General features: G+C 49.4%; 21 protein-coding genes. 9 read left to right on the forward strand and 12 right to left on the reverse strand.

The genetic code is table 11. From position 1 onward, the window contains the following. Positions 1-119: 119 nt before the first annotated feature. The 6 genes from ACEVJK_RS00500 to ACEVJK_RS00525 all read right to left on the reverse strand — a co-directional run bounded on the left by ACEVJK_RS00500 (position 120) and on the right by ACEVJK_RS00525 (position 6858). Entirely contained in the window at positions 120-1082 is a 963-nt protein-coding gene (locus tag ACEVJK_RS00500) for an ABC transporter ATP-binding protein (protein ID WP_147572113.1), read from the reverse strand. Next, positions 1079-2062 carry an ABC transporter ATP-binding protein gene (locus tag ACEVJK_RS00505; protein WP_186852160.1) on the reverse strand — a complete coding sequence of 328 codons (984 nt, stop codon included), beginning with the start codon at positions 2060-2062 and terminating at the stop codon, positions 1079-1081. The genes ACEVJK_RS00500 and ACEVJK_RS00505 overlap by 4 nt, the downstream gene beginning before the upstream one ends. A gap of 10 nt (positions 2063-2072) precedes the next feature. Then, entirely contained in the window at positions 2073-2966 is an 894-nt protein-coding gene (locus ACEVJK_RS00510) for an ABC transporter permease (protein WP_147572111.1), read from the reverse strand. Next, positions 2963-3940, reverse strand: a complete 978-nt coding sequence (locus ACEVJK_RS00515) for an ABC transporter permease (protein WP_147572110.1) — start codon at positions 3938-3940, stop codon at positions 2963-2965. The genes ACEVJK_RS00510 and ACEVJK_RS00515 overlap by 4 nt, the downstream gene beginning before the upstream one ends. Positions 3941-4079: 139 nt before the next feature. After that, the gene (locus tag ACEVJK_RS00520) at positions 4080-5627 is read right to left on the reverse strand and encodes an ABC transporter substrate-binding protein (protein ID WP_262670358.1); all 1548 of its coding nucleotides are present in this window, start codon (positions 5625-5627) and stop codon (positions 4080-4082) included. A 52-nt stretch (positions 5628-5679) separates the two neighbouring features. Then, positions 5680-6858 carry a M20 family metallopeptidase gene (locus tag ACEVJK_RS00525; RefSeq protein WP_186852060.1) on the reverse strand — a complete coding sequence of 393 codons (1179 nt, stop codon included), beginning with the start codon at positions 6856-6858 and terminating at the stop codon, positions 5680-5682. A 278-nt stretch (positions 6859-7136) separates the two neighbouring features. On the opposite strand from ACEVJK_RS00525, the gene ACEVJK_RS00530 reads away from it, so the two are divergent. The 3 genes from ACEVJK_RS00530 to ACEVJK_RS00540 all read left to right on the forward strand — a co-directional run bounded on the left by ACEVJK_RS00530 (position 7137) and on the right by ACEVJK_RS00540 (position 9883). Next, the gene (locus tag ACEVJK_RS00530; RefSeq protein WP_186852059.1) at positions 7137-8051 is read left to right on the forward strand and encodes a LysR substrate-binding domain-containing protein; all 915 of its coding nucleotides are present in this window, start codon (positions 7137-7139) and stop codon (positions 8049-8051) included. Positions 8052-8198: 147 nt separating this feature from the next. After that, positions 8199-8591 (forward strand): tautomerase family protein, encoded by a 393-nt coding sequence (locus ACEVJK_RS00535; protein WP_147572106.1) that lies wholly within the window; start codon positions 8199-8201, stop codon positions 8589-8591. A 98-nt stretch (positions 8592-8689) separates the two neighbouring features. Continuing rightward, complete coding sequence (locus ACEVJK_RS00540; RefSeq protein ID WP_340405161.1) at positions 8690-9883, forward strand: M20 family metallopeptidase; 1194 nt, start codon at positions 8690-8692, stop codon at positions 9881-9883. A gap of 959 nt (positions 9884-10842) precedes the next feature. On the opposite strand, the gene ACEVJK_RS00545 is transcribed toward ACEVJK_RS00540, so the two are convergent. The 3 genes from ACEVJK_RS00545 to ACEVJK_RS00555 all read right to left on the reverse strand — a co-directional run bounded on the left by ACEVJK_RS00545 (position 10843) and on the right by ACEVJK_RS00555 (position 14118). After that, entirely contained in the window at positions 10843-11790 is a 948-nt protein-coding gene (locus ACEVJK_RS00545; protein ID WP_374739752.1) for a hydroxyacid dehydrogenase, read from the reverse strand. Between the two features lie 226 nt (positions 11791-12016). Next, positions 12017-12874 (reverse strand): MurR/RpiR family transcriptional regulator, encoded by an 858-nt coding sequence (locus ACEVJK_RS00550; protein ID WP_186852056.1) that lies wholly within the window; start codon positions 12872-12874, stop codon positions 12017-12019. Positions 12875-13188: 314 nt separating this feature from the next. Further along, complete coding sequence (locus tag ACEVJK_RS00555; RefSeq protein WP_240287252.1) at positions 13189-14118, reverse strand: LysR family transcriptional regulator; 930 nt, start codon at positions 14116-14118, stop codon at positions 13189-13191. 179 nt (positions 14119-14297) lie between these two features. Between ACEVJK_RS00555 and ACEVJK_RS00560 the strand changes: the two genes are divergently transcribed. The 6 genes from ACEVJK_RS00560 to ACEVJK_RS00585 all read left to right on the forward strand — a co-directional run bounded on the left by ACEVJK_RS00560 (position 14298) and on the right by ACEVJK_RS00585 (position 19615). Then, positions 14298-15317, forward strand: a complete 1020-nt coding sequence (locus tag ACEVJK_RS00560; RefSeq protein WP_186852054.1) for a C-terminal binding protein — start codon at positions 14298-14300, stop codon at positions 15315-15317. 46 nt (positions 15318-15363) lie between these two features. Next, on the forward strand, positions 15364-16038 hold the full coding sequence (locus ACEVJK_RS00565) for an RraA family protein (protein ID WP_186852053.1): 675 nt from the start codon (positions 15364-15366) through the stop codon (positions 16036-16038). 419 nt (positions 16039-16457) lie between these two features. After that, a complete protein-coding gene (locus tag ACEVJK_RS00570; protein ID WP_186852052.1) occupies positions 16458-17498 on the forward strand; it encodes a tripartite tricarboxylate transporter substrate binding protein in 1041 nt (346 codons plus the stop codon). A gap of 82 nt (positions 17499-17580) precedes the next feature. Continuing rightward, a complete protein-coding gene (locus tag ACEVJK_RS00575; RefSeq protein WP_374740047.1) occupies positions 17581-17757 on the forward strand; it encodes a hypothetical protein in 177 nt (58 codons plus the stop codon). Further along, the gene (locus ACEVJK_RS00580; protein WP_243200916.1) at positions 17699-18049 is read left to right on the forward strand and encodes a tripartite tricarboxylate transporter TctB family protein; all 351 of its coding nucleotides are present in this window, start codon (positions 17699-17701) and stop codon (positions 18047-18049) included. The genes ACEVJK_RS00575 and ACEVJK_RS00580 overlap by 59 nt, the downstream gene beginning before the upstream one ends. 12 nt (positions 18050-18061) lie before the next feature. Beyond that, positions 18062-19615: a tripartite tricarboxylate transporter permease gene (locus tag ACEVJK_RS00585; protein WP_240287247.1), complete on the forward strand. Its 1554-nt coding sequence runs from the start codon at positions 18062-18064 to the stop codon at positions 19613-19615. Between the two features lie 260 nt (positions 19616-19875). Here ACEVJK_RS00585 and ACEVJK_RS00590 read toward each other — a convergent pair whose 3' ends face one another. The 3 genes from ACEVJK_RS00590 to ACEVJK_RS00600 form a co-directional block, all read right to left on the reverse strand. Continuing rightward, positions 19876-20712 (reverse strand): nitroreductase family protein, encoded by an 837-nt coding sequence (locus tag ACEVJK_RS00590; protein ID WP_374739753.1) that lies wholly within the window; start codon positions 20710-20712, stop codon positions 19876-19878. A 16-nt stretch (positions 20713-20728) separates the two neighbouring features. Next, the gene (locus tag ACEVJK_RS00595; RefSeq protein WP_147572103.1) at positions 20729-20977 is read right to left on the reverse strand and encodes a TIGR04076 family protein; all 249 of its coding nucleotides are present in this window, start codon (positions 20975-20977) and stop codon (positions 20729-20731) included. A gap of 83 nt (positions 20978-21060) precedes the next feature. Further along, entirely contained in the window at positions 21061-21843 is a 783-nt protein-coding gene (locus ACEVJK_RS00600; protein ID WP_374739754.1) for an IclR family transcriptional regulator, read from the reverse strand. Between the last annotated feature and the right edge of the window lie 125 nt (positions 21844-21968).

Here is a 21968-nt window from a genome sequence, read left to right on the forward strand (position 1 = left end):
GGCGTCTATTCTTCTTGCCAAGCTACCTGTATCAAAAATTCTACAGCAAAGGCTCCGCACAAAGAAGTGCGGGGCCTTTGCTTTCATGGAAAACCAAGTCGTGCCGGTCCTATTCCCATTCAAAGCTGATTGATCTCCCTAACTCGGTGGCAGGACACATAGTGTCCGGGCAGTACCTCTTCCAGCCCAGGGGACTGGGTCCGGCACAGCTCTGTGGCATAGGGGCATCGGCTGGCAAAGCGGCAGCCAGGTTTAGGGTCGATGGGAGAAGAAATTTCCCCCTTCAGCAGCTTGCGAGGCTGCTTCTCCCGCAGGGCCGGAATGGGTACCGCTGCCAGCAGGGCCTTGGTATAGGGATGGAGACGGTTCCGGAACATCTCCTGTGCGTCAGCAAGCTCTACTACAGTACCCAGATACATGACCAGGATGCGGTCGGAGATATGCTTCACCACTGACATATTGTGAGTGATAAAGAGATAGGTCAGGTTCCGTTCTTCCTGCAGGTCCTGCATCAGATTCAGGATCTGGGCTTGAATGGACACGTCCAGGGCGGAAACCGGCTCATCACAGACGATGAACTTAGGGTCCAGGGACAGGGCTCTGGCGACACCGATACGCTGGCGGCGGCCTCCGTCCAATTCATGGGGATATGTGTTGACCAGGCGGCGGGCCAGTCCCACGGTGTCCATCAGCTCCTCCACCTTTTGAATCAGCGCAGCTCTGGAGGAGCACTTTTTATAGATGATCAGCGGCTCCGCAATCAGCTGGCTGACGGACATACGGGGGTCCAGAGAGGAGAAGGGGTCCTGGAATATCATCTGCATATCCTGCCTGAGCTGCTTCAGTTCTCGGCGGTTCACCTGGGTAATATCCCGCCCCTGATAGAGCACCTGACCCTCTGTGGCGTCATGTAGACGGAGAATGGTGCGGCCCAGGGTAGACTTACCACACCCCGATTCGCCTACCACACCTAGGGTCTTGCCCTCCTCGACGGAAAAAGAAACATCGTCCACCGCATGAAGGGTGCCCCTGGCGGTACGGAAATATTTTTTCAGATTTTTGACTTCCAGCAGCGCACTCATGCTCCAGCCACCCCCTGCTGTTCAAATAGGACGCACTCCACCAGGTGTCCAGGCTCCACCTCCACCACTGGAATAGGAGCCTGGCGGCACCGATCAGTGGCATGGGGGCAGCGGGGTGCGAAGGCACAGCCTTCAGGCAGCCGGGTGGGGTCCGGCATCAGTCCCGGAATAGGCTTGAGCCGACGGACATTCTCATCAAAGTTTGGGATAGATCCGAAGAGACCTACGGTGTAGGGATGTTTAGTATTGTTGTAAATATGCTCCAGATTGCCATACTCCACGATGCGTCCGGCGTACATGATCGCAGCCTTGTCGCATACCTCGGCCACAATGCCAAGATCGTGGGTAATCAGAAGCAGCGAGGTGTTAAAGTCGGCCTTCAGCTTCTCAATCAGGTCCAGCACCTGGGCCTGGATGGTTACATCCAAGGCAGTGGTGGGCTCGTCGGCCACCAGCAGCTCCGGGTTACAGGCAAGGGCGATAGCAATCACAATACGTTGTTTCATACCGCCGGAAAATTGGTGAGGATAGTCGTTGTAGCGGCTCCCTTCGATACCAACCAACTCCATCATCTGGACCGCCCTCTGAGTTGCCTCTGTCCGGGGGATATTCTGATGAAGGTGGATGACCTCGCAGATCTGCTCACCCACAGTAAGGACCGGGTTCAAAGCGGTCATGGGGTCCTGAAAGATCATGGATATCTTGGCGCCCCGGATCTTACGCATATCAGCCTGGCTGGTTTGGAGCAGGTCTTCCCCTTCAAAAAGGATCTCACCGTTGACCACCTTTCCTGGAGGATTGGGCACCAGACCCATGATGGCCAGGGCGGTGGTGGTCTTACCGGCCCCGGTTTCACCCACCAGTCCCAAAGACTCTCCCTTTTCCAGACCGAAGCTAATACCGTTGACGGCCTTGACCGTATCCTTACCGGAGGCATAATGAACGGCCAGATTTTTAATATCTAACAGTTTTTCACTCATCATGCTCACCTCAAGTCTTCAGTCTGGGGTCTAAAGCGTCCCGTAGGCCATCTCCGAACAGGTTAAAGGCAAACACAGCTAGCATAATGGCCAGGCCTGGGAATGTTTCCACAAACCAGTGGTCTCGGAAGAAGCTGCGGCCTGCGGACAGCATTGCGCCCCACTCGGGGTTGGGAGGCGCGATACCCAGTCCGATAAAGCTCATACCGGCAGCACCTAAAATAGAGGAACCCACACTGATGCTAATCTGCACAATGATAGGCGCCAGACAGTTGGGCAGGATATGGCAAAAAATAATGCGAAAGTCACTAGCTCCGATGGCGCGTGCCACCTCGATGTACTCCTGTTCCTTGACGGTAAGGATCTGTCCACGGACCACGCGGGCAAAACCGCCGGTGGCACCAATTCCAAGAGCCAGGATCAGGTTGGTCTGGCTGCGGCCCAGGGCGGCCACGATGGAGATGGCCAACATCAGGTTGGGGATAGCCAGCAGAATATCCACGGCCCGCATAATCAGATTATCGGTCAGGTTTCCATAATAGCCTGAGATACAGCCCAAAATGGTACCCAGGACACAGGCAATAAGAACGGACAGCAGCCCGATGGCCAGGGAGGTACGGGTCCCGTAGATGACGCGGCTAAAGATATCACGGCCGAACTCGTCGGTACCAAACAGGTGCTCCGCACTGGGGTTGGCAAAGCTCGGACCCGTACTCATGGTTTCATAGGAATAGGGTGCAATAAGTGAGGGGAAAAGGGCGCAAAAAACGAGGAGCAGAATAATGAAAAATCCAGCTACAGCCACTTTATTTTTCATGAATCGGCTGATAATCTCCCGCGTCTGGCTGTTCTTTGCCCTGCCTCTCAGCCGTGTCTCAGGCACAGCGGTAGCGGCATTGCTCATTTACTCTCCCCTCCTTCCACGGCGGCCATTTTCTTGGGCGCCTTGCGCCGGACATACTGCGAGCGGATCCGGGGATCCACATATGCGTAGAGCACATCGGTAATCAGATTAATGATAGACATGGCAAAGGCGATAAACAGAATACCACCCTGGACCAGCGGCGTGTTCTTGATGGGAATGGCATCCACGATCAGCTTGCCCACGCCAGGGACGGCGAAGACGGCCTCGCAGATAGCAATACCGCCCAGCAGACGGCCAAAGTTCAGTCCAATGACCGTCATCACGGGAATGAGGGCGTTTCTCAGGGCGTGCTTCCAGATGACCACCCGCTCGCTCTGCCCCTTAGCCCTTGCCGTCCGGACATAGTCCTGGCGAATCGCCTCCAGCATACTGGAGCGTGTCATCCGCATGATAGTCGCGCAGGGCACCGTAGAAATGGTAACAGCGGGTAAAATCCAGCATTTCCAGGAAGTAAAGCCGGAAGGAGGCAGCCACCCCAGCCCCACCGAGAACAGCAAGATGAGCATCATGCCCTCCCAGAAGCTCGGCATGGATATGCCCACGATAGACCCGACTCGGGCTAGGTTGTCCCACAGGGTATACTGTTTTGTCGCTGATATAATGCCCAAAGTGACCCCCACCACCGTAGCGATGACCATACTGACAAAGCAGAGCATCAGAGTGTTGGGGAAGCGGGCCAGGATCTCGTCCAGCACCGGGCGCTTGTTGCTGTATGAAGTTCCCAGGTCTCCATGGAGCACATCCCATACATAGTCCACATACTGGACCAGGAAAGGCCGGTTCAGGCCATTCTGCTCCTCAAAGGCCAGCTTGTCCTCCTCTGTGGCCATGTCGCCCAACATATAGTCGGCGGCCCGGCCGGGAGAAAAGTACATCATGCTGAATACCACCAGCACCACGCCCAGCAGCACTGGAATCATCATCAGCAGACGCTTTCCAATATATTTGATCAAAGGTCTATACCCCCCTACATACGTTCATTCCGCTTGGCTGCGAATCAGAAAAGCCGCTCCGGTCAGCGGTCTCCCTTTCAGGTAGACCGCCGTCCCAGAGCGGCATTTCTCACATTTCGCTCTGTCCGCGACGAGCTTATCAGACGCCCACGCGGAAGGTGGCCAGGAAGGGAGCGCCAAAGATATCGAATTCAAAGCCCTCTGCCTTGTCGTTCATAGCATACACCATGGGTGCGTTGGCAATGGCCATCTGATATCGCTGGTCATAAACATACTCCTGGATCTCCTGGACCATCTCCAGCCGCTTGGCGGGGTCGGTCTGCTGGTCAGACGCCTCGACCAGATCGTTCAGATACTGGTCATTCACCTGCAGGGTGCGGCCGAAGGAGGTCTTGTAGATGACCAGGGCGCTGGTCAGGTTGGTGGCGGCGCCAGTGCGGACCGCAGCCTGGTACTTATTGCCGGCAGCCTCGAAGTTGACGTAGTCCATCTGGATGATCTCAGCCCGGACGTTCAGATACTGCAGCCACATGCTCTGAATCGCCTCACAGACCCGCTTCTCAGCCTCGCCCACCACATGGAGGGTGATATCAAAGCCATCGGGATAGCCGGCCTGCACCATCAGCTCCTTCGCCTTGTCAGGATCAAAGGGGACAGTGCCCACTTCCTCGGCACCAAAGAGCATCTTGGGATAAATAGTGTCCATGATGGTATAATAGCCGCCATAGCAGGTGTCGATCAGGAACTGCTTATCAATGGCATAGCACAAGGCGTAGCGCACGTCCTTGTTCTCAAACAGAGGCTCCTGCATACTGAAGGTCAAGGAGGTAAACAGAGAGGAGTCACCCTCTACCAGAGTCAGGCCCTCAGTCTCCTTCACGCGGTCATAATCAGAGGTAGAGATGGAGTAAGCAAAGTCCACGCCACCGGTCTCCAGCTCGATCATGCGGCTGGACGCCTCAGGGATGACACGGAACAGCAGCTTCGGGGTAGCGGCGGGGCCGTTCCAGTATTCGTCAAAACGGTCCAGTTCAATCTCACTTGCGGTGTCCCAGCGGGTCATCTTATAGGGGCCCGTACCCACAGGAGCAGTGGCAAACTTGTCCGCGCCCATACTCTCGAAGGCGGCAGAGGAGGGGATATACATACGGGTCATCAGGTAGACGCCCTCAGCATAAGGGTACTTCAGAGCCACAACCATGTTGTAGTCGTCGATAATCTCAGTATTCGCTGTGTCATAACACACAAAGCGAGAAGCCGCGGACGCGTTGCTTTCAATGTTGTCCAGGAAGAACTTGACGTCCTTTGTGGTCAGCTCGTTGCCGTCGTGGAACTTGACGCCCTTGCGCAGGGTCAGTTTGATATGGGTATCATCCACCATCTCATAGCCTTCGGCCAGCCAGGGCTCTACTTCACCGTTCTCTCCTTCCCGGAAGAGGGGATCATAGATTTGGCGGCCTACATTCAAGTCATAGGCCATACCGGTCAGCCACGGGTCCAGGTTGGGATCCGTAGAAATGGCTAGCTTCACGGCGTCCTTGTACCCGTCGCCATCCGCGTCCACCTGGCTGGCGTTCCCGCCGTCGGCAGTTCCGTTCCCGCTGGTGTCACCACCGTTTCCACAGCTCACCAGGGCCAGAGACATGGCGGCCGCCAGCAGAAGGCTGAACAGTCTTCTTTTCTTCATATTGAGTTCCTCCCTTTCAATTCACTTCTTTGATATAAAGTAATGCGCTGTTTTAGGCGTTTTGGGCCAGCCAATTTACCGCCACTGTCGCATGGATAGCCGCGCCCAGGGGCAGGACTGATTCAGAGAACTTGGTACGTGGGCTGTGCACCTTCTCTGGATAGCCTTCACTGGGGGTTCCGGCCCCCATCCAGACATACACTGTGGGGATGATCTCACTGATAGGACCAAAATCCTCACTGCCGTTGACCGGAGCAATCTGCTGGACCATCTCCTCCCCCGCCAGAGCACAGAGCGTGGGCTTCAACTGGTCGAAGAGGTCGGGGTCAGTGATACAAAAACCGGTTTCCAGAGGATATTCCACGATGGCCTGTCCCCGGAAGGTGGCAGCAGTCTGCTCCACGATCTCTTTGAAGCGGGTCTTGAGCAGGGTCCTCGCCTCCTTGGACAAGGTGCGGATGGTGCCGTCCAGCACCGCCTCTGAGGGGATAATATTGGATGCCTCGCCGGAGTGGAATTTTCCGAAGGTGATGACAGCCTCCTCCGTAGCGGGCAGTTCCATAGATACCAGCTCCTGAGTCGCCGTGACAATACGGCTTCCGATGTTAATAGGATCAATGCCCCGGCAGGGATAGGCCCCGTGACACTCCTTCCCTTTCACTGTGATACGGAACATATCGCAAGCCCCAAAGGCAACCCCACGGACATATTGGATACTGCCAGTGGGGAAATTCTCGTGCCCCGTAGTCACATGAATGGCAAAGGCAGCGTCCACCTTAGGGTTCTCCAGCACACCAGCCTCCATCATGGCGGTGGCTCCTTTTAAGGCCTCCTCCGCTGGCTGAAACATTAGCTTGACGGTTCCCTTCAGCTCGTCCTGGGTCTCAGACAGCATTTTAGCCGCGGCCAGGAGCATAGCCGTATGCATGTCATGTCCGCAGGCGTGGGCCGTGCCGTTTTGACAGGCGAAGGGTAAGCCAGTGTCCTCCTGGATTGGCAGGGCATCCATGTCCGCCCGCAGCAGGATGGTCTTCCCTCCTGAGCCGATGGTACACACGATACCAGTGCCGCACATCCGCTGAGGATGCAGGCCATAGCTCTGTAACTTTTCAAATACGAAATCCGAAGTCTCCTGAATATCGAACCCAATTCCACCAAACTGATGGATCTTCCGGCGGTTCTCTACGATCTCCGACTCTAACTCCTTTGCGCGCTTTAGGTACCGCTGCATGGCAATTCACCCCACTGATACTTCTTTAGGCAGTCTATTTTTATTCAAAAGTACCATAATCCTGATTTCTTGTAAAATATCGAAAATGTATGGCATCAGCCGCTAATTGCATAGAAAGTATCCCTTTCTCCCCTTCCTTGTCTATCATAGCACCACCAAGCTACTGAGCCAAGATCAAGAGAATATTGCAATTTCCCCGGTTTTACAGTATAATATTCAAATATTCTAAAACATTTCTGATCTATGCGACCCAACGAACAGGAAGGAGCGTTTTGGCTGTGGACACACAAAAACTTATCTATTTTATCGCGGCGGTCAAGCATTTAAATTTTACCAAGGCCGCCAATGAGTGCCATATTGCTCAGACGGCCATGAGCCGCTATATCTCCTCCCTAGAACGTGAACTGGGCTTCCAACTGTTTTACCGTGACAACCGAAACGTATCCCTGACCGCAGCCGGCGAATCCTTCTACCAAGAGGCTGTCCTCCTGACCGAGGGGCTAGAGCGGGCCGCCGCGCAAGCCCGTCTAATCGCCAATGGATATGAAGGGGTGCTACGCATCGGCTTCGGTCCCTCCGCCGAGCGTGAGCTTGTCGTCTCCTCCATGGAGCAGTTTGTTCAGCGTTACCCAAAAGTGGAGCTCATTTGCCTGGAGTATAACTACAGCCTTCTTGTGGACCATCTAGCCCATGGCTTTCTCGACGTCATCTTCTCCCTGTCCTGTTGCCCCGGCACTGTAGAGGGCACCATCTATAAGGAAATCAAGCGGTCTGATATCTATGTGATGATGAGCAAGCGCCATCCCCTGGCTAGCAAGGACAAGCTGGACCCCCAGGATCTCAATGGGATGGATTTTGTCATTCATCAGGAGTCCGGCGGTCCAAAATCTCCCAAAAACTTTATTGAAAGCTGCTCTCTCCTTGGATTCCGCCCCAACAGCACCCTTGTGGTCAACACATACGAGGCCAAAAAACTCACGGTTCAGGTCAGCCGCAAAGTGGCGTTGATCACCGCCGGGCAGAAGAAGCTGCTCGACTCCAATTTCCGAGTGTTTCCTCTCACTGGCAGCTCTCTCCAGGCTATGTTTTATATCACCATGCTCCAGTATAACACTAACCCGGCGGCTAAAGCCTTTTATGACCTGCTTCCCGCCCTGCCTCCAAGAAAGAAGGCCTCTATTTCAGGCACATGAGTTGGTCATCGTGTTTTTATGGCATCGGCAGCCCCCAATAAGGGGCTGCCGATACGTTTTTGTTCTGATGTCACACATTTTTAGCATTTTACACCGGAGCGTTCTTGTGCTATTTTTTAGAAAAAGGTTTGAAAGGAGTCCTGAAATATGGCTATTGTGACAGCAATGATTCCCGCCGGCTTTGGTCCGGAGAAAAAGGCCCGTTTTATCAGCGAAACCAAGAACGCCCTGTGTGAAGCTTTTGACCTGATTCCCATGGCGATCTCCCTCTGGGTCCAGGAGTATGAGCCGGAAAATATGTGCCCCGACGCCGCTAAGAAACGTGTCCTCATCGTATACACCACCGAAGGCAAGCCCGACGAACAGAAAAACAAGGTGGGACAGCTCTTCGACCAGGTTTGCGGCGACGTCTTTGGCGAGCAGAAGGGGGATACCTTTGTTATCTTCAAGGAGCATCCCAATTCCAATGTGTGCGCCCGCGGTGTACTGAAGACCATGGACCCAAAGCCCCCCATCAATCCCTATCGCAGCCAACAATAATACGCCCCTCGCCCGGTCCTGATCCTTTTATCGGCACCGGGCGAGCTCCTATCCCATCTGAACGGGGCCCGTGCCCCTCTTTCTAGGAGGATATCACTATGACAGATGTGCTGAAAGAAGCTCTTGCCCTAAAGGAATACTGCACTGGCTGCCGCCAGACCGTCCATCAGAATCCTGAGCTCTCCTTCCAGGAGTTTCAGACCACCGCCTTTATTCGTCGGCAACTAGAAGAAATGGGGGTAGAGATCCTGCCTCTGGAGCTGGAGACCGGCCTAGTCGCCATCATCCGGGGCGGTCTGGGCGATGGTCCCGTCACCGGCCTTCGGGCTGATATCGATGCCCTTCCTCTCACCGAAGAGAGCGGTGTCCCCTATTCCTCCCAAAATCCTGGCGCAGCCCACTCCTGCGGACATGATGGTCATGTGGCCGTCCTGCTGGGCGTAGCCAAGCTGCTCCACCAGTGGCGGGATCGGTTTTCCGGCGTGGTAAAGCTGATTTTCCAGCCCGGGGAGGAGGGACTGTATGGCGCCCTCAAGATCGTTCAGTCCGGCGCCCTGAAAGATCCTGACGTGGAGGAGGTGGTATGCCTCCACGGGTGGCCCTATCTAAAGGTAGGTGAAGTGGGAGTATGGCCCGGAGAATATATGGCCTCCGCCGATATGTTCCAGGTCCGGGTCATTGGCCAGGGTGGACACGGTGCCCGGCCCTATAAAGCCATGAACCCCATCCCCGCCGCCGCCCTAGCGGTTAGCGCTCTACAAAACATCGTATCCAGCGAAATCGTCACCGCCAAGCAGGCGGTGGTTAGTGTGTGCTCCATCCATGCCGGCGACGCCTTCAATGTCATCCCTGGCGAAGTCAAGTTCGGCGGTACGGTCCGCTGCCTGGACCCCGGCGTTCGGGATGAACTGGAGTCCAAAATCCGACGTACTGTCGAGGGGGCCGCCCAGGCACTAGGCTGTCGGGCTGAGATCGAGTATACCCGCGGCGTTCCCGCCCTATACAACGATCCCGGCGTGACTCAGAATCTAGAGAAGGCTATGGTCAAAGCCCTGGGTCAGTCCCACGTCAAGCCCTTGGATGGCCCAGTCATGGGGTCTGAGGACTTCTCCAATTTAGTAAGCGCAGTGGGTAAGGGCGCTTTCTTCCGGCTGGGGATCGGCTGGCCCGATGGCACTGAGTACACAGCTTTGCACAATGGGGCCTTTAACTTTAACGATGAGGCCATCCCCTACGGTATTGCCGTTATGGTCCAGTATATCCTGGACCGTCACAGTAAGGACGCCCGATAATATCAGGTGTATAGCGTGTCGTCACCGCGACGCCATAAACACTTAAAAACTCCTCCCCTGCAAGACATCTTTGACAAGGGAGCTTCGAACTGCCCAGCCCCCGTCAGATACTGCAGAAGCAGTATCTGACGGGGGCTTTTTCATCTATGAAGTTCTACCCTACTCCATGTTTTCTTCAATTGTGCCAATGAACCCAATTATCCTTATCATGATCTCCCCTGTCTGTCGAGAATACTTCCCTCACCTCATGTTCTAATTATGAACCACGACCTTCCGTATGAACATCCGCACCTCTGAAAACCACCTTCCGCTGATGTATGCCTGGATCCAGGAGACGATACACGCCTCACTTCCAAGCCGATAAGTAAGTGGTTATTAGGTGACTGCCGCAGTATTTGCTCGGTGTAGTGCCGTGGCATACCATATTCAACGTATACAGCAGTTCGGAATATTGTCTTTGTAACCAACCGTCGTTTATCCGCCGTACCAACTGAAACGATCTCCCTGGTCTATGAAAAGTTTATGACTGCCCTTGCTTACGAGACATTCTTTTCCACTCTATATTGGAGAATAATAGAAAACCCAGACAGCCTTTGTCCGGGTTAAAATATTTTATAGTTAAAAGAGTTCTAAAGTTATTTCAGAAAAGTTGTAACCGGCATTATTAGTTACATTATTTAAGAAATTCTTCATCTTCATTTCCTTCAGCCGCATAAGCCTTGTCCATGAACGCCAGATACTTGGGATACGAAGGACTCTATTTAGATATTCCTCGTAGATCAGAAGGTTTCTCTTGCCAATCTTATCGCAGTTATTTTAGTAAAAATTGCCCCCCAATATTATATGGGAAACATATGACTATCTTTTATCAGTCCGGGCAATAGGACGAAACATCTGTACAACAAGGCCCTCTCAAAACGGGACAACAACACCGCATGAGAGGGCCTTTTCATAAAGTATTATATAATCTTGTAAGTAGGTTCCCTGCCGGAAAATACTTCGTCGATCCCTTTTGCAGCATCAAGCACCATACGGACCATAGCCTCATGCGTTGTGCCTGCACAATGAGGAGTCATAATTACCTCATCCATATGGAAAAGCGGATTATCAGGCACAGCTGGCTCCGGGTCACTCACATCCAAACCGGCGCCTGCAATTTCCTTATTTCGAATAGCCCTTTCCAGTGCCGTTTCATCTACGATTTTTCCACGGGCGGCATTAATTAAAACTGCCGTAGGCTTCATGATCTGGAATTCATGATTACTGATACTCTTAATATTTTCTGGCGTCGCCGGGATGTGGACACTGACATAGTCCGCCTGTGCCAACAATTCATCCCGATTATGTACCAGCTTTACCTCACCAATGTCTCTATTTTCAGCTAAAAATGGGTCATATGCAATAACACGCATACCAAAGCCATGTATCGCCATATTGGCCACTGCCATTCCAATTCTACCAAGGCCAAGTAACCCTAGGCACTTGCCATGAATCTCATCATTTGGATAGAGATCACGTACCTGAGGATTTCCATTCGCATATTCACGAGAAAAATAAGGAATTTTTTTTGCGCAGGCAAGGAGAAGCGCCATGGTATGTTCAGCGACAGATAGGGAATTGGCATTTGGCGCAAAAACAACTCGAACTCCTTGCTTTTCCGCGGCTCCGACATCAATATTATCGTAGCCCGCGCCATGTTTTGCGATCACTTTCAGTTGAGGATTTTTTTCTATAATCTCCTGGTCAATGATAGCTACTCGGACAAGTGCAGCATCACAATCCTGAATATCCTCTAACAATGATAAGTGATCAATTCCATGTCCACGCTTAACCTGATACCCATGTTCCTCTAGATATTCAATTCCTTCCTGAGCGACAGTTTCAGAAATTAAAACCCGATGTGTCATATGATTATTTGCCTGCCTTTCTTTTAAGGGTTGTGGTTATAGGCAAGAACGCAGAAAGTAGTATATACTACAAACTTGATTATAGGCACTACACACACAACATTCAATGGCAGACTTTTTCTAAAATTTCTCTATACTTTTTGGATAACTTGTCGTTTAGTCCGCTATACAAGGCAAAAAAAGTGACAAAAAAGAATAGATTTTGTAGTGGATGACAAGATCGTCATTACAAGAAGGGGGCAGTAAATTTTTCACGCTCCTCCATATGCATTTGATATTTCTGAGGCTCTCTCCAACAAAGCATAGCCAATAAATATTCTAAAACACTAATTGACCCAGCAGCGGAATTTAGAAAACTCATATGTTTTGTTTCTACTAATAGGACAACGTCGGCAACCTGAGCCAAGGGAGATGCGGTACTATCAGTAAGGGTAATCAAAGAAATCCCCTGACTTTTGATTAAATTAGCCAATATAAAATCACTTTTATAGTATCGGGCAAAACTGATCGCAAGCGCTACATCATTTTGACACAAGTTTTGAAGCAATGCAGCATCATCACTGGAACCAGCAGTTATAGTCCGTACATCGTCCATCAAAAAACTAAGCGCCCGTGCAAAATAGAGTGCGATCCCCTGGCACCCATGTAGTCCAAGCACCAGATGCCTTCGAGCACTAGACAAAAGATTTACCGCCCGCTCATATTGTTGAAAGTCATTTTGTCGAAGGGACTGTTCCACATTATTTAGCAAAAGATGGAGCAGTTCAGCGGGACGATTTAAATATTCATACTTTTTCACTTGCACATCCAGGCGCTTGTCTGGCGGATATTTACCTAGATTTATCTGCGAAAGCTCTTGTGTCAAATTGCTATGCAAATCATTTTTTAAATCCGCAAAACCTTTGTAGCCAATTGCTCGTGAGAAACGAATAATAGAGGCGTCGCTTACTCCTACTTCACGTGCAACCGCCAAGCTGCTCATTGTGCAAATTCGATTTTGATGTTTTAAAAAATAGTCCGCAATTTTTAACTGTCCATGAGTAAGTCGGGCTTGTTGAATGCGCCGAACAAAAGAAGTGTTCACCCGAAGATCCCCCTATTACAATCAAGGTGGTTTTACAGGATTGAGCTACGGCCGTTATCCGTTCCTTTTTCACATCTGATACCAAAGCTGTTAGAATGAGAAAATCCCGGCCTGGTGTTATCCCCTAAAGGCCATTGTGCCCCTCTTAGGAACTCCGCTAACCAGTCTCTCATTCGCAGCGTTAGAGCTATGACTGATCGATTACTTCCAGACAGTTTAATCCTGACTGCCACTTGAGTGGTTGTGGTTTTGCGCTTTTTCGCCTCTTTTATCGCCTATAATTAATTTCATACTGTATTACACTCCTTAATCGATCAAGCTGGATAGCTATATAATTCTTTGATTGTATCTATAAATAATCTCATAGTACGTGTAATATGTGAGTTTTTAGGATAGACAATGGCAATTTCCCACTCAAGAGGAGGCGTTCCGAACTCAAAGAGGACGACATTTTCAGGCAAATGCTCCATCTTGGTACATAGCGCAGGGATAGATGTAAAATATTCTGTACAATTAACTAGATTCAGTGCGGTCACGATATTTTCTGTACTCCAGATCTCTCTAGGATGCACATCATGTTGATTAAAAAATCGCTGGTTTAAACGGCAGAGCAGCTGACCTGGCTTTAGATTAATAAATTGTTCGCCATTCAGTAAAGAAACGTCAAAATTGTGTATACCATCAGGGCCTGCCGGCTGCTGCAACGCATGTTGGACAAGTAAGTGCCGTCGATTTCCGGCCAGATAGATCTTCTCCATCCCAAGACTTTCATAAGTAGCAGGGAAACTAAAGTTAGATGGTACACTCATCAGGCAAAAATCCACCTGGTTGTTCAGCATAGCGCTTTCAAATGTGTAGCTTTTGCCCTCCACAACATTAATTTTTATATGTGGATACCGACTCCGAAACAGCGGCAGAAGAGTGGGGAGCATAATACTGCTCCTCCAGCTTGTAATACCAAATGTAAATTCTCCCTTCTCATCATTGCGTATTTTATCAAAATCATCCTGAAGCTGATGATTCAGGTCGGCCATTTTATTGACATAGTCAAGATATAATTTCCCGGCATAGGTCAATGAAAGCGGGGAGGAAGATCGATCAAATAGTTGAATATTGAGGCTTTCTTCAAGGCGACTTAAATATTTGCTAAGAGATGGTTGAGTAACATATAGTGCTTCAGCAGCCTTTGTTAAACTGCCAAGCTTCGCAATAGTCAGAAAATAATCGTAATTTTTATACAACATAGCTCTTACCTTCAGATTCTCCCGGAGTCTATATGACATAAAAGGAATGTTGATTATATTATATATTGAATTGTACTTCTCGTCAATGATATGCTATCATTAAGCCAAATCAAATTGTGCAATATACATAAACCGAAGCATAAAGTCAAAATCATTTGGGTCAAAAGGAAGGGAGATATATGGAAAGAGCAGTAGTCGTAGATAAAGACTATGGCAGTGTATCGTCCGAAGAATTGGAGAAAGTACGAGCAGCTTATGCCCAGGCAGGTTTAAAACTGGATACACAACACTTTATTACAGAAGAAGAAATTATCAGTGGCTGTCAAGGAGCAATTGCAATTTTAGCGACCGGAAATCCCCCTATTACACGCAAAGTTATGGAAGCGTTACCACAACTAAAATATGTACAACGTTTTGGTGTAGGCGTCAATTCCATTGATTTGAACGCAGCTGCAGAACTGGGTATCGTCGTTTTAAATCTGCCTGGTTTTTGTGCTAAAGAGCTTGCAGATTTAGCCACGGCTATGATTATGGGATTAATCCGTAATACCAATTACTATGACCGCGAAATTCGCAAGGGTGGTTGGCCTAAGTGTCAATACTTACTCCCTGGGGATGTTCGAGAGATGACCTTAGGGCTTTTCGGGTTTGGTGGGGCCGCCCGCCACTTGCATGATATCTTCTACAATGGATTTGGTACAAAAATTATTACATGTGACCCCTATATTACAGACGAAGTTAAGCGCCAGTATCCACATGTGAAGTTTGTATCTTTTGATGAGCTGCTCACGGACAGTGATATCATATCGATACATGTTAATCTTACTCCTGAAACAACCCATATTTTTAGCGAAGACGCATTCCGCAAAATGAAAAATACAGCTATGATTATCAATACGTCTCGCGGCCCAGTGATTGATCAGAAAGCACTTGCATGGGCCTTACAAAACGGTGAAATCCTTTATGCCGGCTTGGATACCGTGGAAAAAGAGCCGATAGAAGCAAATGATCCGTTGCTTAAAATGGACAATGTAATTTTGAGTCCCCATAGCGGATCATATGGTGTGGGAGCAAAAAAGACGCAAATTACCATGGTATGCCAACTGTTGCCTGACGCCCTCACGGTGGGAAAGCTGCCTCGTCGCTATGTAGCCAATCGCGCAGTTTTAGACAAAGATTTAGGACTTAAGTTTATTTGAAACGAACCGAAGGCTAATTGGTACAAATAGGGTAAAGGAGAGCAAAATGAGTATAGGAAACAAAATTGTATATGAAATCAACCGGCCTGATAAAAAACTGGTAGAACTGTTCCGAGAGATGCCAGTGGCCAACATCGATGATAATATGGGACGAATTGCAGCGGTAGACGCGGCAATTCGTCCCATGAACCGGAGCCCTTTACTGGGCACAGCCTTTACAATCCGTATGCCGCAGGGAGACAACCTCATGTTCCACAAAGCTATGGATATGGCTTTGCCTGGGGATGTCATCATGATCGACGCTGGCGGTAGTGTAGACCGTGCCATTTTCGGTGAACTAATGGTCAGCTATTGCCGAGTTCGGGGGATCGCCGGTATTGTCTGTGATGGGGCGATCCGCGATCTTGATGGGATTAGCACACTGACAGATTTTGCTGTCTATGCAAAAGGTGTAACCCCCAATGGGCCTTACAAGAATGGACCTGGAGAAATCAATGTTCCTATTGTTATTGGAGGGAAAACAGTAAAACCAGGAGATATTATTGTCGGAGATGGAGATGGTATTGTTATTATCGATCCTGTAGACGCCGAAGCACTGGCCGCCGCTACCTGCAAGACGATGGAAAAGGAAGCAAAAATTATGGAAAATATTATCCATAAAGGCGAATATATTCGCCCTTGGGTAGATGAAAAGTTAAAAGAAATCGGGTGTGATTTTTAAGTTTTTTTCTATTCAATGCATCTAGAAACAAATCCAACCGAGAATTAGAACAGTTAGCGCGGATATCGTTTAAATTGTTCCAACTCATGAACAACTCGAAACCTTCTCTGTAATCTATCACGAATGTGTCTTTATGAAAATCTTTTGTTTCACAGGGGTAACAGTCACTTCATTCACTACATTAAATTACCTTATAAATGAAGAAATTTTTCATTCCCCCTTTAAGAATCGGAAAAATAGATAAAAACGACCCTTCTTTTCTATAAATATTTTCCGATTGAATGAAGTAAATGTAGAGGCTATACTTCAAATTGTAGTGATAGTTTCCTTGTATTTAGTCTCCAGTGTAAGGTATTGTCGATTTGTTCGGGAACCCACCCCCGTACAAATAAAAATTAGGATGAAAAGGAGAATAGATTATGAAAAAGAAACTTGCATCCATTACCGCGTTGTCCTTGGCTCTGGTAATGACCTTAAGCGCTTGCGGAAACAACAACACCAAGACGCCCTCTACATCCGCTGACGGTGGTACGTCTACATCAGCACAGGCCCCTTCTCAAACCGGAACCTACCCAGGAAATAAAAATATTACACTGTACTGTGGCTATTCTGCCGGCGGCAGCTCCGACACCCTGTGCCGTCTGATGGCGGTTAAGGTCGGTGAGATTCTCGGTACTACCTGTACCGTCGAAAATGTTACGGGTGCCTCTGGTTGGGTGCTATGGAATCAAATGCTGGAGAGTACCGACCCCGATGGATATAGCTTTTTCCTCATCAACAGCCCCAATGTAACTGCCGGTAAATACGATGTGAATAACACGATGAAGTATGATCATAATGACTTCGAGTTAATTTGCAACCAGGTTACCGACTCAAGCTGTATGGCCATCCGAGTAGATGATGATCGTTACTCTGACTGGGAGAGCTTTGCAAACTACTGGAAACAGGAAGGTGTAATGATTACCTCCGCATCCGGTATGGGTATTACCTCTGACGATTCTACTACTGATATGCTGGTGGCGAATGACCTTGGTGTTGAAGTAGACATTATTGCTTCTGAAGGCTCTGGTGACAATATTACCTTCTTGCTGAACGGTACCACCGACTTTGTAATGGGTAATGTTTCCGAAATGGCCGCCGGTCATCTGGATGGTCAGTATAAAGTTCTGTGCGTATTTGCTGACGAGCGCGACCCCAATTTGCCCGACGTTCCTACTTACAAGGAGCTGACTGGAACCGACATTACTGGCTGCTCCAGCCGCGGATATGCTATGTTGAAGGATGTGCCCGAGGATATTAAAGTCGTTCTAGCTGACGCAGTTAAGCAGGCGGTTCAGGATCCTGATATGATTAAGCAGCTGTCTGATATTTACACCACCACTGATTTCAAGGAAGGCGAGGAGTATCTAAACTACCTGACCGAAATGCAGAACACTGCCCGAGAGATCTGGGGTGCCTAATCCGCGCTTCATAACATGACAGATATCACATAATAATAGGCGGCGTCCCCCCAGGCGCATCCGCCTGGGGGACGCTGGCTTTGTGTCTTATATCCGCAAAGGGGAGGAGATCCTTGGTGAACAGAAAGGCAAAGCAGGACATTTTTGCCTGTATTTTGATTTACGCATTCATGTTGTTTTGTTTCATGCAGACCTTTACTATGAAGAGCGGCGCCGAAACTATGCCGCGGCTGATTTTGTCAGTGGCTCTGATATGTAATACAGCTCTTTTAGTCCGCACGGTAAGGCAATTAAAAAAGAATCCTTCCAACGAGGGATATACATCTATCTCTGAAATTAAAGTCCCAATTCTGATGTTTTTGGGTGTCGTATTATATTGCGTCCTATTTAGCTTTACGAACTATTTTATCGCAACGGCGATTTTGATCCTCGTATTTATGCTAATTGAGAAAGTCAAGCCGCTTTGGTTGATTTTAACAATAGACGCCGTTTATTTAGTTTTTATTTACGTTTTGTTTGTAGTGGTACTGAAAGTACCTCTGTTGAAGTAAGGGGGCAAGCATATGTTTAACTTAATGGCGCAAGGTGCCGCTATGCTCACACAGCCCGACGTAATCGTTGCAATTATCGCCGGCACATTAGGCGGTATGTTTATTGGCGCTATGCCTGGATTGTCTGCCTCTATGGCAGTGGCGTTGTTGATTCCCGTAACCTTCGGTATGAGTGGCGAGGCAGGCATCACTTTGTTGGTTGCGGTTTATACCTCCGCAATTTATGGCGGTTCTATTACCGCATGTCTGCTCCACACCCCTGGCACTCCTGCATCAGCAGCCACCGCAGCAGATGGATTCGCGCTTACCCGCCAGGGCAAAGGACTCAAGGCAATTGGCACCTCCACCATCTGTTCGATGATTGGAGGAACAATTTCCGCAATTGCATTGCTGTTCATTGCGCCGGCTCTTTCCCAAGTCGCCTTGAAATTCAGCAGCCTGGAGTACTTTCTGATTGGGGTATTCGGTCTTACCATTATTGGGTCTTTGGCCGGCGATAACATGATGAAAGGGTTGCTCTCCGGTTGCCTCGGATTGATTATTGGCTGCGTGGGCCTGGATATCCAAACATCGGCCCCCAGATATTGCTTCGGTTTTTTAGAGCTTCAAGCAGGCATTAACTTAGTCCCCGCTATGATAGGCCTGTTTTCCATCAGCCAAGTCATGTTTTCGATAGAAGATGTAGTAAAAGGAAAATCTACCGTTCTGGATGAGAATGCCAAGAATTTGTCTGGCAGCCCGCTATTACCTTGGCGCGAATTCAAGCCGTTACTTCCCACGATTGCACAAAGCTCTATTATTGGCATTCTTGTTGGAATTTTGCCTGGTGCTGGCGGCGATATCGGCTCTTGGATTTCTTACAACACCGCAAAGAACTCCTCGAAGAATCCTGAACAGTTTGGACATGGCTCGCTTGTCGGTATTGCAGCATCTGAAACCGCCAATAACGCAGTCACCGGAGGTGCCCTGATTCCTCTCTTGACCTTGGGAATCCCCGGTTCTGGCGTGGCAGCTATCATGCTGGGCGGATTGATGATTAAGGGATTGAATCCCGGCTATAAGCTTTTTACTGATGCCACTACCGGTCCTATCGTCTATTGTATTATCTTAGCATTTGCAATCGCAAATATTTTAATGGGCGTTGCCGGATTGCTAGTATGTAAACAGGTAGTTAAAATTTCTACTGTAAAGATGACGATATTGGCGCCGCTGATTATCGCATTGTCCACTGTGGGCTCCTACGCTGTCCAACAGAGCATTTTTGATGTGTGGATTATGTTGATTTTTGGTTTTATCGGCTATTTCATGCGCAAGTACGGATTTGCTACGGCACCTGTAGTTCTGGCTATGATCCTAGGGCCAATAGCTGAAAGCAATTGGAGACAGACATTGGTCATCACGAAGCGTACAGGGCTATTCCAATACTTTTTGACAAGACCAATTTCCATGGTTTTGGTCGTGTTGATTCTTGTAGCATTGTTCAGCCCTGTATTGATGAAAATTATCAATAAGAAGGCCGCCCCTTCTGATCCAGACGTTTTAGCTGACACCGCTCATGAAGATTGATTCTCTGCGATAACCAGATACAGGATAGCAGAAGCATTCGCAACAATATTTTTCTTATAGAACATCGGCTTTTACATGTCAACCTCTGAATATATATAACTATATACCAAGAAGGTATAAGCATATAGGGCTGACGAAAGCAAAGAGTGTGCCGCCTGTGAAAACAGGCGGCACACTTCTTTTACGCATCAGGGTTTTGTTCCATCCATCTCCAATTATTAATCAGGATATGTCGCGGAGCTGTAGCGCTTCAGTCTCTACTATCGCCAAAAAACTTCCAGAGGATCCCTGGCCACAAGCCGTCTGAACTTCACATCAGGGTATCCGAAGATCATGCATCCACAGATTCGTTTTCCTTCCGGCAGTCCTATCAGCGCTCCAAACCGCTTCATATACTCCATTTGAGCGGTCAGCAGGCCCATCTGCCCACACCAGCAGGTGCCCAACCCAAGCGAGGGTGCCATGAGCGACAGAAATGTAAGAGAAAACTGGCTGTTCTCCTTCCATCGCTCGTGGTCCATATCTGCCAGAGTAAATATCAGCTGAGGTGCGCCGTAAAAAAGCGCGTCTGTCTTTTTCTCCTCCTGGACCAGTACAGGGCGCATGACACGGCTTCGCAGTGGAAAGTCCTCCGGCAAAGTTCTTGCGATCTCACAGTATAGTTGATTGATCTGTACCACTTTTTCCCGTCCGCTCACCACCAAATAGCTGATCCCCTGCGCATTCTTTGCGGTCTGAGGATAGCGTCCGGCATTGAGAAGTCTCTCTATGACATCTTTAGGGACCAGATCAGACCGATATCGGCGCACTGACCTGGGTGTCCGAAGGAAGGCCAGAGCCTCTTCCGGGGGCAGGACCAGAGGCTGTTCCGTCTGCAGGGGCGCATATGGATGTTCCATACAGCCGGTGGGGCATACCGCCGCACAATGACCGCAGCGGCTGCATCTGTCCAAATCAATCTTTACCCCATATTCTGTTTGCGTGATGGCATCCGCTTGTAGTACACATTCTCTATAACACATTCCGCAGGAGGGGCACTGTATTTCGTATGTTCTATCAGCTGCTCTGTTTCCCATTGTTTTCCTCTTTTCAGTCATTTCTGCACAGCGGATCTCAATCCAGGCGCATCACTTGGAATACGACGCTTTCGCCGCAGTCGGGACACTGAACTGGCGTCGGCTTTACACTTCCGCCCCGGCGGGCGGCATATACAAACGGATAAACGGCGTTTAAAGCCACAGCGCACAGTTCCGCGCTCTTTTCCTTTTCAATAAATGCGCCGCTGAAATAGATCTCATCCCCCGCCTGATAGTGGGGGCAGCCGCTCTCCAATACCACAATCTTTGTTTTATGGTCTTCCATGGCGATCCTCCTTTTGTGTTCTGGCCCTGAGCCGGGAAAATGGGTATGGGCCGTCCTGAGGCTAAGTAAAGCCGTTAGGTCCTTTATACGATAGACAGCACCTCTTGGATCCTCTCTATCGACGCTTGCAGGGCGCGGCGCATCTGTTCACGGCCCTTATTGGTCATGCGATGCTCCTCCCCTACGATGCCCAAAGAGTAAATGATGCGTCCGTCCCGCCCAAACAGCGGCATGGAAATAGAGGAAACTCCCTCGTCCCGCTCGGAAGTAGATACACAGTATCCGGTTTCCCTGATCTTCTCCAATGTCTTAAAGAGTGCCTCCCGGCCTTCCTCTGTGATGTCAGGGCTGTCCAACTGAATTGCCTTTTCCTGCATCTCCTTAGGGAGATAGGCCAGCAGGACTTTCCCGGTGGAACCTTTGGTCATTCCGATGGCATACCCTACGTTGGAAGATATCTGGAGCGCATTGTTGGATTTTATTTTTGTGATACAGACCGCCTGATAGCCGTCTACCAGGCCGGTCAGGACAATATCCTCGTTAAACCGCTGCCCCAGCAGCTGCATCTCCCGATAGATCATGTCGTCAATAGAAAACTGCTGACGGGAAACAGCCGAGAGGACGATCAGCTTCGCTCCAATCCGATATTTCCCATTTGGCGCGTCTTGGACTAGCCACCCTGTATGTTCCAGCGTTTTGACGATACGAAACACCGAGGTCTTATGCAGTCCTAACTCCTGGCTGATGTCGGTCACACCAAGATATTTGACATCTTTGACCCGATATAGATTCAAAATTTCTGTCGCCCGGACAATGGAATTGATATACTCACTTTCCTTCAGACTTTCCTTCAGACTTTCCTTCATTTCCGCCCCTCTTTTTCATTTCATGTGAATATCCATTGATAGGATACCGCTTTGGATTATATCCTGTTTCTCTCCGGATTTCAACATGAACCGGCCGGATGCAGAGAGCCCCCGAGCAGTAGCCG

The organism is Flintibacter sp. P01028 (assembly GCF_041925235.1).
In the GTDB taxonomy this organism is placed as follows: domain Bacteria; phylum Bacillota; class Clostridia; order Oscillospirales; family Oscillospiraceae; genus Lawsonibacter; species Lawsonibacter aceti.